This window comes from Limosilactobacillus fastidiosus (assembly GCF_014145505.1).
GTDB classification, from domain to species: Bacteria; Bacillota; Bacilli; order Lactobacillales; family Lactobacillaceae; genus Limosilactobacillus; species Limosilactobacillus fastidiosus.
Genome location: NZ_JACIUZ010000038.1, coordinates 13841 through 26056, shown reverse-complemented (window position 1 = coordinate 26056; position 12216 = coordinate 13841). Strand labels below are relative to the sequence as shown.

Genomic DNA, 12216 nt, shown 5'->3' with positions numbered 1-12216 from the left:
GACCAGGCAAACACTGCCTCGTCCTCATAGTTATTATAATGATTGAATATATTGATAAACCTGTTGACCAGCAATTGAGCCATCACCAACAGCAGTAGCTATTTGACGTAGCGGTGTTTCCCGGACATCTCCAACAGCAAAAATTCCTGAGATCTTCGTCTTCATTGTGTTATCTGTCTTGATCCAGCCATCACCATTAGTGATTCCTAATGAAGCGAACTGCTTAGTCATCGGAACATTACCAACGTAAATAAAGATCCCATCAGCTGGCATTTCACCATCTTCACCAGTCTTATTATTATGTGTCTTAACACCAGTAACCTTAGCATCGTCCCCAACAATTTCCGTTACACTAGTATTAAAGATAAACTTCATTTTATCGTTCTTCATTGCTTCATCCTGAAGGAGTGGCTGAGCACGAAGTTTATCTCCCCGAACTAATACTGTAACTTGAGAAGCAAGATTAGCAAGATACAACCCCTCTTCAACGGCAGAATCACCACCACCAACAACAATAAGTGGCCTATCCCTAAAGAAAGCTCCATCACAAACAGCACAGTATGAAACTCCCCGGCCACTAAATTCATCTTCACCAGGCACATCCAAGTGACGCTGTTCAGAACCAGTTGCAATTACGATGGCCTTGGCAATAAACTGATCGTCCATATCGGTAAAAACAGTCCTAGTCTTGTCATCGTTAACCTCAATCTTCGTGACAGTTCCGTAAGCATATTCAGCTCCAAATTGGGTTGAGCCATCAAACATTTGTTGAGCTAGCTCAGGGCCCTTAATACTCTTAAAACCAGTATAATTTTCGATGGTTGCGGTGTTATTTAAATTACCACCATAGATTCCCCGATCAAGCATCAAGACGGATAAATTAGCCCGTGAGGCGTACATAGCAGCTGTCATCCCCCCTGGACCAGCACCGATTACTACTACATCATAATGGTCCTTATTAGCCATTTAAAGACCCTCCTTAGTACAATTAATTCCTAATCATAATAACTTGTTTCCTCACTATTGTCTATCATCTAGAAACAGCAAACTCCCGATTAGATGCTAGAAGCATCTAATCGGGAGTTTATATACAACCGTGTCAAAAGCCATTCACCAAAAGCATCATCTCAGTCTAAATTGTCCAGACTAAACAATCATCGTCTGAACCTCCTTAGTAAGTACTCGGTGACTAGTTCGTCATAGTTTACTTTCTATTTTTTCGTCCTCAGCCGTAAATTTGGTACCAAGATCTTTAATGTATTGACGTAATTCGTCCTTAACTTGTGGATGCTTTAGACCATATTCAATATTAGTCTTAACCCAACCAAACTTATTACCAACATCGTAACGGTCACCCATGTATTGGCGAGCAAAAACCCGTTGAGTTTGGTTAAGGGTATCAATTGCATCTGTTAACTGGATTTCGCCACCCTTACCAGGCTTAGTCCTGGCTAAAACATCAAAAATTTCTGGAGTAAAGACGTAACGACCAATAATTGCCAAGTCACTTGGTGCCTTCTTGGGTTCAGGCTTTTCAACAAAGCTTGTAACGTTAAAGAGGCCTGGAGTAACTTCCTTACTTGGGTTAATAACACCATACTTAGCGGTATCTTCGTGTGGTACACGCATAACTGCAAGGGTAGATGCCCCTGTTTGTTCATAACTTTCAATTAATTGCTTAGTTAATGGTTCACCATCATTATTAATGTTATTCAAATCATCACCAAGCATTACAACAAATGGTTCATCACCAATGAAATCCCGAGCAGTCAAGACGGCATCTCCAAGGCCACGTGGATGTGATTGCCGAATGAAGTAAATGTTAATGTCAGTAGTTTCTTCAACTAACTTCAACATTTCATCCTTATGCTTGGCCCTTAAGTTATCTTCCAGCTCTGGATTAGAATCGAAATGGTCCTCAATTGACCGCTTATTCTTGCCGTCAACAACGACAATGTCTTCAATCCCTGACTTGCGAGCTTCTTCAACAATAAATTGAATCGTTGGCTTATCAACGATTGGCAGCATTTCCTTTGCTAATGCCTTTGTTGCTGGAAGAAAACGAGTCCCCAAACCAGCAGCAGGAATAATTGCTTTACGTACGCGTTTCATAATAATAAACCCTTTCCACGAGAATTTTGATTCCCAATCTCTACTGTAAGCATTTTACCATAATTATTCAATTTCTGAAGTAAGATCTCGACTCATTAGTTGAGAAATTGCATTCTTAATGTCCTCTCCCTCATAAAGAACACGGTATAATGCATCGGTGATCGGCATCTTAACTTGCCGTTTTAAGCTTAATTCATGGGCGGCCTTAGCAGTATATACTCCTTCAATCACCATTCCCATATGTTTTATTACATCATCAAGTTTTCTTCCTTGACCTAACTGGTAACCAGCCCGCCAATTCCGTGAGTTCTTACTAGTTGCAGTTACGACAAGATCACCAACCCCTGACAAGCCAATAAAAGTCATTGGGTTAGCACCAAATGCTACACCAAGGCGACGAATTTCAGCTAGTCCCCGAGTAATCAAAGCAGCTCGGGCATTGTCATGGTAGCCAAGGCCCTGAAGAGCACCCGCACCGATTGCAATGATGTTCTTTAAGGCCGCTCCAAATTCTGCACCAATCACGTCATTGTTAGTGTAAACACGGAAGTAATTATTACTGAAAACTTTCTGAATCCGTGAAGCAGCATTTAGGTTAGTACAAGCAGCAGTGACAGCAGTCATATCCTTAATTGCAACATCTTCAGCATGGCTTGGCCCAGAGAGAACTACAATATCTTGACGGTTCTCTTCATTTATTTCCTCCATTAACATCTCTGAGGGGCGCTTATATGTATTTTGCTCTAGTCCTTTAGTTGCATGAACGATTAGTGGCCGCTGATGATTCTTTTCTAAAATTGTATTAAGTTGACTTGCCACCTGTCGAATTCCCTTTGTTGGGATAACAATTAAAATAATTTCAGCATTCTTAACAGCTTCCTCCATATCTGAAGTTGCCACTAACTTATCGGAATAAACAAAATCCTTCATATAGTGGGGATTAAGGTGTTCATTATTCAATTGATCAACTTGTTCCTGATTACGGGACCACAATTTAACATTATGGCCATTTTCCACTAGCATATTCGCTAGCGTACTTCCCCATGAACCTGCTCCTAAAACTGCAATTTGTTCAGCCATAGTCATTCTCCTTTATAACAAATAAAATTATTAATTTACATACCACGGAAGACCTGTCCGTTGCCGTCTAGCAATTAAGATAATTACTGCCACAACGAAAAGGATTAATGATAGTACTTGTGATACTCGAATCACGCTTCCAATCATTAAGCTATCTGTCCGCATTCCTTCAATAAAAAATCGACCAAATGAATACCACATCACATAAGTCAAGAAAACTTCGCCCCGTTTAAACAAGTGACGACGGTGACGTAACAGAAGTAATAATACAAACCCGGTTAAATCCCATAAGGATTCATACAAGAATGTTGGTACCCGATAGTGGTTTCCAATGTACATTTGATTAATAATCCATTCTGGAATATGTTGACTAACCAAAGCGGCTCGAGTTGTAATTGTACCGAAAGCTTCCTGATTCATAAAGTTGCCCCAGCGGCCAATCCCTTGGGCCATAATTAGTGTTGGGGAAATTACGTCCATCATCGTCCACATTGAAATTTGCCGAGCTCGGCAGAAAAAGTAAAGAGTTAAGACTCCACCAATAATTGCTCCATAGATGGCAATTCCACCATCCCAGATTGCAATGATTTCTCCTGGATGTTGAGAATAGTATGGCCATTGAAAGGCAACATAATAAAAACGTGCACAAATGATTGCCACCGGTAATGCCCATAAAAGGTAATCATAAAAGTAGTCTTCATCAATTCCCCGTCGTCGGCCTTCACGAACTGACAAAATCAATGCAAGAACAACTCCAGTAGCAATGATAATCCCATACCAGTGAACCTGGATAGGACCAAAATTAAAAGCGATTGGATTAAGTGCCAGAGTAGTCAAACCTAAATTAATCATTATCTTGCTTTTCCTTTGTATCACGTGCAGAGTTTTGCTTGATTAACCTATTTAGATTATCATCAAAGGTCTTGGTTGCATCATAACCCATTGTTTCGGCACGGTAGTTCATTGCGGCCGATTCAATGATAATTGCAAGATTTCGTCCAGTCTTAACCGGTACAGAAACCTTGGGAATAATTACCCCTTGGATAGTTTGGGTATCGCCACGATCGCCTAAGCGATCAAACTGAACGTCTGGTGTCCAAGTTTCCAAGTGAACAATTAGGTTTATAACATCACTCGGCATAATTGCTCCAGTACCATAAAGGGTTGAAACATCAATAATTCCGATTCCCCGAATTTCCATTAAGTGCTTCAAAATTGCTGGTGCAGTCCCAACAAGGGTTTGTTCATCTCGGGCATAAACCTCAACCCGATCATCAGCAACTAAGCGGTGTCCCCGCCGTACTAGTTCAAGAGCAGTTTCACTCTTTCCGACTCCCGAATCACCAGTAATTAATACTCCAACTCCGTTAATATCCACGAGAACTCCGTGAAGTGATTGACGGGGTGCTAATCGTCCTAGGAGATAAGATGTCATGTTACTTAAGATCTGGGAAGAAGTTAAGTGCGTACCCAGAATAGGAATTTTAGCATTCTTTGCAGCGACCTGTAATTCTTCAGGGATCGGTAAGTTGGTTGAGATAACAAAACATGGCGTTTGCGGTGCACACATTTTCGTTAAGTACTTCTCCCGTTTCTCATGGGTTAAGTCCTTTGCAAAGGATGTTTCGGTAATTCCTAATAATTGGATCCGCATCGCAGGATAATGCTTAAAGTAGCCAGCAAATTCAAGGGCTGGTCGTGAAATATCACTAGTAGTAATTGGGCGTTGGAGGTATTCCTCTCCTTGCAAAATTTTTAAACGAACATTATCAACAAGTTCTTTTACGGTAACATGATCTGCCAAATTTTTCACTCCTTCACTAATTATTAATGTGATCAGAAATAACCACATTACAAATTGACATAATAATTGCAATCAACATTGCCGAGCCAAAGGATGAGAAGTGAAAATAAAACGAGCCAACAAAAAATGACGTTAATTGTAGCATCAAGGCGTTAATCACAATACTAAACAATCCTAAGGTAAGCACATTAACGGGCAGCGATAGTATCAATAGGATTGGCTTTACTAAAACATTTAATACTGCTAAGACAAGGCTTGCGAGCAAAGCAACTCCAACGCTATTGACATAAAACATCCCAGTATTTGAAAAGAGTCCGGCTAATGCAATAAAGAGAACCGTATCTATTATTACACGCTTGATAAATTCCATCTATGACCGTCCGTTCTTCTTAATATCTTTTTCTTCGACATCTGTTAATTGGCGCCGTCCCCGTGAATTCCTTGTCTTTTGTGACGTAGACGTTAATTCAGAGAATGCATTAAACAAACCAGCAATTCCGGGATGTGCTGGATCTGGCGGAATAATTGCCCACAACACAATGTATACAATGACTCCAGGAAAAATTCCTGTAATTACGGTAAACAAAATGTATGCGATCCGGAAGTAAATTGGATTGGTATTAAAATACTTAGCTAAACCACTCAAGACTCCAGCAAGCCAGCGATCATCATAAGATCGGGTTAACTTTTTTGACATACTTCATCCCTCCTAATAGCTTAATCTTACTGTGTTTTCCCAGTAACTGCAATTAGATTTACTGAGGATTTTTTTGACTGAGCTTCCACTGAAGATAGGCGTTAATGAACGGGTCTAAGTCACCGTCCATCACTGCTTGTCCATTATGGGTTTCATGACCACTTCGATTATCCTTCACCAAAGTATACGGGTGAAACACATACGAGCGAATTTGAGACCCCCAACCAATTTCAAGTTGTTCTCCCTCAATTTCTGCCCGTTTTTTAGCCTTCTTCTCTTCTTCTAATTCATACAGTTTGGATTTTAACATATTCATCGCCGTAACCCGATTTTGCAATTGGGACCGTTCTGCCTGAGATGAAGTAACAATTCCAGTTGGAATATGAGTAATCCGCACTGCAGATTCAGTTTTGTTAATATGCTGACCACCAGCTCCGCTAGAACGGAAAGTATCAACCCGGAGATCTGAAGGGTCAATATCAATGCTCACACTCTCATCGAGTTCCGGCATTACATCAACCGAAGCAAAAGAAGTATGTCGGCGTCCTGCTGCGTCAAATGGTGAAATGCGGACAAGACGATGAACTCCTTTTTCACTTCGAAGGTAGCCAAAAGCATTGTGCCCCTTAATTAATAAGGTAACGCTCTTAATTCCAGCCTCATCTCCAGCTTCATAACTAGCAGTTTCAACTTTAAAGCCGTGTTGTTCACCCCAACGAATATACATTCTGAGGAGCATTGCCCCCCAATCTTGTGCTTCTGTTCCTCCAGCACCCGGGTGAATTTCCAAAATTGCATTGCTAGCGTCATATTCACCATCAAGTAACTGGTTAAGTCGGTATTGTTCGAGTTCCTTCTGGGTTTCTATAAATGAGCTCTCAAGCTCACTTTGGAGATCGGGATCAGGTTCAAGTTCAAGTAATTCGATCGACGTTTGTAAGTTACTGATATTATCCCGTAATTTAACGAAAGTATCCCGTTTATCCTTGAGTTCATTATTAGCATTAATCACTTTCTGCGCAGCAACATTATCGTCCCAAAAGCCAGGTTCGGTCATCTTTTGTTCATTTTCCGCAATACTTTCATCTAACGCATCCAGGTCAAAGAGACCTCCCGAAGCGGGCAACTTCTTGCTGCATTGCTTCTACTTTTTTCTTTGCTTCACTAAGTTCCAAAATGATTCCTCCATTTATTAAATCAAAACGGTAACAGGTACCGCTCTAGGGCCACCTGCTACCGTACCTTGATAGTTATTAATATTTTATTTAACGGGTAACGTTTTGACGAATTTGTGACTTCATGAAAAGTCGAGTAGTTTCGTATTCGATATCCGCAACCATTTGTTCAAACATATGGTAACCAGCAGTTTGATATTCAACAAGCGGATTCAATTGACCATAACCACGAAGGCCAACTGATTGACGGAATTGATCCATCACATCGATATGATCAGTCCAGTGGGAGTCAACTACCCGTAAAAGAACAACCTTCTCAAATTCGAGCATTTGTGCTGGATCATAAAGTTGTTTTTGTTTATCTTTGTAAATCTGCTTAGCGTATCCCATTAAGAAATCAACCATTTCCCGTGGTGACTTATTCACTAAATCAGAAACACTAATTGTATCTGGCTTAACAATTACTTCTTCAGCAAAATCAACAATTCCTTTAAGATCCCAGTCCTTGCGATCCCCCAGGGTATGTTGTTCGACTTCTCGTTGAATAGTTCGCCTAAAGATTGGCATAAGAGCCCACTTTAATGACTTATCTTCAGTAATAATTTCTTGTCGTTCCTTATAGATGATCTCCCGTTGTTCACGCATAACATCATCATATTGAAGAACGTTCTTCCGGGAATCGTAGTTATTCCCCTCAACCCGTTTCTGTGCTGACTCAACTTGGTGGGTCAAGAAACGACTCTTGATCACCGCATCATCATCGTCAACCTTCAGTCGTTCCAAGAAAGCCTTGATCCGGTCACCACCGAACCGTTTCATCAAGTCATCTTCAAGGGAAAGGTAGAATTGTGAAAGTCCCGGATCACCTTGACGACCAGACCGTCCCCGAAGCTGGTTATCAATCCGGCGTGATTCATGGCGTTCAGTCCCAATAACGGCTAAACCACCTAATTCCCGAACACCAGGGCCAAGCTTAATATCTGTTCCCCGTCCGGCCATGTTTGTCGCAATTGTAACAGCACCACGTTGACCTGCATTTTTTATAATGTCAGCTTCCTTAGCATGGTTTTTCGCATTCAAGACAACATGAGGAATATGTTCTTGATCTAACAAGTGAGAAAGATATTCAGAGGTTTCAACGGCAACGGTACCGACCAAAATTGGTTGACCTTTTTCGTGTAGGCTCTTAATCCGCTTAACAACGGCCGCGAACTTGCTCTTTAATGTTGGGTAAAGTAAGTCAGGCTCGTCTTTCCGTTGAACAGGACGGTTTGTTGGAATCGTGATGGTTTCCATATTGTAAATCTCACGAAATTCTTCCTGTTCTGTTTTGGCAGTCCCAGTCATTCCCGCAAGTTTATTGTACATCCGGAATAAGTTCTGGTAGGTGATGTTAGCCATGGTCTTGTTTTCTTCTTGAATCTGAACACCTTCCTTAGCTTCAATCGCTTGGTGAAGGCCATCAGAGAACCGTCGTCCTTGCATTACCCGTCCAGTAAATGAATCAACAATCAAGACTTCACCATCGGAAACCACGTAGTCCTTATCCAAGATCATAATGTAGTTAGCCCGTAAAGCCTGATCCAAGTGATGGGTCAATGCGGTATTTTCTGGATCATAAAGGTTCTTTAAGTTGAAGTACTTCTCAGCCTTTTGGATCCCTTCATCAGTCAAGGCAACTGTTTTGGACTCAAGATCAACCTTGTAGTCAACCTCATTTTTCAAAGTCTTAACAAAACGATCAGTTTGCTTATAAAGCTTTGAGGTGCCAGTACCTGGACCAGAAATGATCAATGGGGTCCGCGCTTCATCGATCAAAATTGAATCGACCTCATCAACCAAGGCATAATTCAGTCCTCGTTGAACTTGGTCTTCCTTATAAACGGCCATGTTATCACGAAGGTAGTCGAACCCAATCTCACTGTTCGTGGAGTACATAATATCAGCCTTATATGCTTCACGCTTTTGATCTGGTGACATCTCTGAATTATTAACCCCAACACTACAACCTAGCCAATTATAAAGTTGACCCATTTCTGTAGCATCACGCTTTGATAGGTATTCGTTAACCGTGATAACATGAACACCCTTACCACTAATTGCATTAAGGTAAACCGGCATTGTGGCCGTTAAAGTTTTACCTTCACCAGTCTTCATTTCAGCAATATTACCTTCGTGAAGAACAATTCCCCCCATAATTTGAACGTGGAACGGGTAAAGGCCCAAGACACGTTTTGCTCCTTCACGCGCAACCGCAAATGCTTCTGGTAACATGTGGTCAAGATCTTCGCCCTTCTTATAACGTGCACGAAATTCATCGGTCTTCGCTTTTAGCTCATCATCTGACAGCGATGCCATTGGCTTAGCATATTTTTCAACTTTATTTGCGATCTTATTAATCCGCCTTAATTCACGACGATCGCTTTCAATCCATTTTTTTAGAATGTTAGCCATAAAAGCGTCCTTCCTAATTAACGTTTTTTATTTTGACTTGAGAAATTGCAACTACTCAAGCCAATTTTAATTTGTATTCTAACCTTAATAGTTTACCACGTTTCGGACTGGAGTGCGAATTCGTTACGGCTCAAATGAAAATAGTTTTAAAATTAAGAAAGAGGCTGGATTAATTCCTGCCTCTTTGATTTCTATTTATTCAGCTTCGATCAAACCGTAGCGACCATCTTTACGACGGTAAACAATGCTAGTTCCATCAGTTTCAGCGTCTTGGAAAACGAAAAAGTCATGTCCAAGCATGTCCATTTGAAGAACCGCTTCTTCAGGATCCATTGGTTTGAGTGAGATTTGCTTTGTTCGTACAATCTTTAAGTCATTTTGGCTCTCAGTATCATCATCGGTTGGAACAAATTCTAAGTTCTTAAAGCCTTTTTCACGTGACTTACGGTTAACCTTGGTCTTGTACTTCCGGATTTGTCGTTCAAGCTTATCGGTAACAAGGTCAACACTACCGTACATGTCGTTAGAAGTTTCTTCAGCCCGTAATGTAAGGTATGGTAATGGAATAGTAACTTCTACCTTGTAAGTACGGTTAGGATAAACTTTTAAGTTCACATGGGCAGTTGCTTCTACATTATCATCGAAGAACTTTTGTAACTTGTTAATCCGCTTTACTACATAGTCACGAATTGAGTCAGTTACTTCAATGTTTTCACCACGAATATTGAACTTTAACATAGTAATTTCTCCTTTCAGTTCAAGCAATTGCTTGATCTGGTATCAGAAGGACCACTCTTCTCATATCCTTAATTATATTATAGTGTAGTTAATACTATTTAACAAACAAATCAGGAGAAAATTTAGATTTTCTTAACGAGCGAGAGACAAGCTTTGGACGCGCTTGCTACCATGTTCATAACAAAGAGTTGCTGCATGGTATAATGTCCGTCCCGTTGTATAAATATCATCAACTAAAAGAATTGTTTTACCTTGGAGACTCACCCCTTGCTTAAGCAAAAATGGTTGTTTGGTTTGTAAACGCGACTGACGATCTTTTTTCGACTGAGCAACCTTTTGATGATTTTGATGAATTATTAATTCAGTATACGGAATATCCCCTAACATCCCAGTTACCTGGTTATAGCCACGGGTGAGCAGTGTATTTTTAGTAACCGGAATCGGAATTAAAATATCATACTTGATGCGAGCAATGGCCTCTTTGATCGTTTCATAAAAAATACCTCTTAAATGGTACTGTCCCTGAAACTTGTACTTTTGCATAAAATCTTTCATCGCCTGGTTATAGTAAAAAAGTGGGTAATGCTCCAAGTACCACCCATAATGTCGTCGCCATTTTTGGCAGTCGTCACACAATTCATTCATTTCTTTACGTCCACAACCGCGGCAACTACCCTCTGAAGAATACCGAATAAACTTTTGAAAACATCCCGAACAAATAATCGGTTGCTTAAGTGGTCCAGGAAAAATGATATTACTAATTGTCAGTTTTTGGGTTAATTGACAATTACAAAGCAAGCAATTAATCATGTAATAATTTTCGCCCTTTCCCGTTCATATACATAATTTGTCGTTGAGCTTCGCGAACACACCGACTATAAGAATTAACCCAAAACATCACTTTACCAGTCGGTCGGCTTACCGAACGACCAACGCGTCCTGCAATCTGTACTAACGCAGATGATGAAAAAATCTGATCATCAGCCCCTAAGACAAATACATCAATTTCCGGAAATGTCACCCCGCGTTCTAAGATCGAAGTAGTAATCAAAAAATTGTATTTTCCGTCTCGCATTGCTTGAACTTTCTCTAAGCGGTGTGGATCAGCCGCATGAACCGTTGTGAATTTTTTATCAGGCAAAGTGTGCTGCAAACTTAGAAATACCGGGTGAAGATCCGCAATATGGGGGACAAATAATAAACAACGATAATGATTATTCAACGTATTTCTTATTTCACGAAGTAAACTAGTAGGCAAGTGCTTTTTAACAAGTCCTTTACGCCAATTGAATGCCAAATACAATTTTATTTGAGGAAGTAAATTACCATGATAACGAAGCGGAAGATAGCTTACCATGAGCTTTTTATTATGAATTTGTTGAATCAGCTTTTTTCCCGGAGTTGCGGTCATAAATAACAATCCCCCCTCCTCTTTAATCGCCTGTTCGGTTGCATATAAGAGGGCCTGGTTAGCCGCATACGGAAAAGAATCAACCTCATCGACAATCAAATTATCAAAAGCCCGATAAAAGCGAAGAAGCTGATGAGTTGTGCAGATTGTCAATTGACGATACTGGTATCGTTGAGGTTCCCTTCCGTGAAGTAAGGCAATCGGAAAATTGGCAAAAGCTGCCTGCAAGCGTGGATACAATTCTAAACAGACATCAACCCGTGGCGAAGCAATGGCCACTCGTTCACCCCGCTTTAATGCAGCTTCAATCCCAGCAAAGATCATTTCTGTTTTTCCGGCCCCAGTTACAGCCCAAAGCAACTGACGACAATGCTGATTCATTCGTTCTTTGATTACAGCTGATGTTGCTGCTTGTAATTCCGATAGTTTCCCCTCCCAGGTTAAAACTCGCTCTGGCGTTTCAAATTGATTTGGCTCTTGAACATGGTAAAATTTATCAAGAGTCGATACTCGCCCCAACGTAACGCATTGAGGACAATAATAGTGGTGATTAGGAAGGGCTACAAACCTCTTACTCATTACCGAACCGCACCTTAAACAAGTAACGCTTGTTTCAGTGATCTTCATTGTCGGTAAAACTTGAATTTGCGGATTACTAATCGAAAAATTATCGCTCTGTGGAAATAATACCCGTCGTCCGTAAAGTTCACTAATTTTCATTTTTCACCCCCCTACTTAATCAATA

12 protein-coding genes are annotated in these 12216 nt (G+C 40.6%); all 12 read right to left on the bottom strand.

Features of this window, described 5'->3' with window-relative positions; translation table 11 throughout:
* Window positions 1-33: 33 nt before the first annotated feature.
* Window positions 34-966: a thioredoxin-disulfide reductase gene (trxB, locus tag H5R64_RS05600; protein WP_182581001.1), complete on the bottom strand. Its 933-nt coding sequence runs from the start codon at window positions 964-966 to the stop codon at window positions 34-36.
* Between the two features lie 231 nt (window positions 967-1197).
* Entirely contained in the window at window positions 1198-2112 is a 915-nt protein-coding gene (gene galU / locus H5R64_RS05595) for a UTP--glucose-1-phosphate uridylyltransferase GalU (protein WP_182583021.1), read from the bottom strand.
* Between the two features lie 63 nt (window positions 2113-2175).
* Window positions 2176-3192 carry an NAD(P)H-dependent glycerol-3-phosphate dehydrogenase gene (locus tag H5R64_RS05590; protein ID WP_182581003.1) on the bottom strand — a complete coding sequence of 339 codons (1017 nt, stop codon included), beginning with the start codon at window positions 3190-3192 and terminating at the stop codon, window positions 2176-2178.
* 30 nt (window positions 3193-3222) lie between these two features.
* Complete coding sequence (gene lgt / locus H5R64_RS05585; protein WP_182581004.1) at window positions 3223-4044, bottom strand: prolipoprotein diacylglyceryl transferase; 822 nt, start codon at window positions 4042-4044, stop codon at window positions 3223-3225.
* Window positions 4037-4996 carry an HPr(Ser) kinase/phosphatase gene (hprK, locus tag H5R64_RS05580; protein ID WP_182581005.1) on the bottom strand — a complete coding sequence of 320 codons (960 nt, stop codon included), beginning with the start codon at window positions 4994-4996 and terminating at the stop codon, window positions 4037-4039. The genes lgt and hprK overlap by 8 nt, the downstream gene beginning before the upstream one ends.
* Before the next feature lie 16 nt (window positions 4997-5012).
* Entirely contained in the window at window positions 5013-5366 is a 354-nt protein-coding gene (locus tag H5R64_RS05575; protein ID WP_182581006.1) for a phage holin family protein, read from the bottom strand.
* Window positions 5367-5693 carry a PspC domain-containing protein gene (locus H5R64_RS05570; RefSeq protein ID WP_182581007.1) on the bottom strand — a complete coding sequence of 109 codons (327 nt, stop codon included), beginning with the start codon at window positions 5691-5693 and terminating at the stop codon, window positions 5367-5369.
* 58 nt (window positions 5694-5751) lie between these two features.
* Window positions 5752-6868 (bottom strand): peptide chain release factor 2 gene (gene prfB, locus H5R64_RS05565; RefSeq protein WP_407657580.1). Its coding sequence is split into 2 segments (ribosomal slippage): window positions 5752-6795 and window positions 6797-6868, totalling 1116 coding nucleotides; the frame shifts between segments, so codons are not numbered across the junction.
* 90 nt (window positions 6869-6958) lie between these two features.
* Window positions 6959-9322: a preprotein translocase subunit SecA gene (gene secA / locus H5R64_RS05560; RefSeq protein ID WP_182581009.1), complete on the bottom strand. Its 2364-nt coding sequence runs from the start codon at window positions 9320-9322 to the stop codon at window positions 6959-6961.
* 195 nt (window positions 9323-9517) lie between these two features.
* Window positions 9518-10060, bottom strand: coding sequence for a ribosome hibernation-promoting factor, HPF/YfiA family (hpf, locus tag H5R64_RS05555; RefSeq protein WP_182581010.1), 543 nt, complete (start codon window positions 10058-10060; stop codon window positions 9518-9520).
* A gap of 132 nt (window positions 10061-10192) precedes the next feature.
* Window positions 10193-10705: a ComF family protein gene (locus H5R64_RS05550; protein ID WP_231797922.1), complete on the bottom strand. Its 513-nt coding sequence runs from the start codon at window positions 10703-10705 to the stop codon at window positions 10193-10195.
* A gap of 157 nt (window positions 10706-10862) precedes the next feature.
* Window positions 10863-12191, bottom strand: coding sequence for a DEAD/DEAH box helicase (locus tag H5R64_RS05545; RefSeq protein WP_182581012.1), 1329 nt, complete (start codon window positions 12189-12191; stop codon window positions 10863-10865).
* Window positions 12192-12216 lie beyond the last annotated feature (25 nt).

What these genes read in the sequence shown, in the direction of transcription:
- H5R64_RS05590 (WP_182581003.1), bottom strand. Translation starts at nt 3,192, where the DNA reads ATGGCTGAACAAATTGCAGTTTTAGGAGCAGGTTCATGGGGAAGTACG.
- lgt (WP_182581004.1), bottom strand. Translation starts at nt 4,044, where the DNA reads ATGATTAATTTAGGTTTGACTACTCTGGCACTTAATCCAATCGCTTTT.
- H5R64_RS05575 (WP_182581006.1), bottom strand. Translation starts at nt 5,366, where the DNA reads ATGGAATTTATCAAGCGTGTAATAATAGATACGGTTCTCTTTATTGCA.
- H5R64_RS05550 (WP_231797922.1), bottom strand. Translation starts at nt 10,705, where the DNA reads ATGAATGAATTGTGTGACGACTGCCAAAAATGGCGACGACATTATGGG.
- H5R64_RS05570 (WP_182581007.1), bottom strand. Translation starts at nt 5,693, where the DNA reads ATGTCAAAAAAGTTAACCCGATCTTATGATGATCGCTGGCTTGCTGGA.
- H5R64_RS05545 (WP_182581012.1), bottom strand. Translation starts at nt 12,191, where the DNA reads ATGAAAATTAGTGAACTTTACGGACGACGGGTATTATTTCCACAGAGC.
- trxB (WP_182581001.1), bottom strand. Translation starts at nt 966, where the DNA reads ATGGCTAATAAGGACCATTATGATGTAGTAGTAATCGGTGCTGGTCCA.
- galU (WP_182583021.1), bottom strand. Translation starts at nt 2,112, where the DNA reads ATGAAACGCGTACGTAAAGCAATTATTCCTGCTGCTGGTTTGGGGACT.
- secA (WP_182581009.1), bottom strand. Translation starts at nt 9,322, where the DNA reads ATGGCTAACATTCTAAAAAAATGGATTGAAAGCGATCGTCGTGAATTA.
- hpf (WP_182581010.1), bottom strand. Translation starts at nt 10,060, where the DNA reads ATGTTAAAGTTCAATATTCGTGGTGAAAACATTGAAGTAACTGACTCA.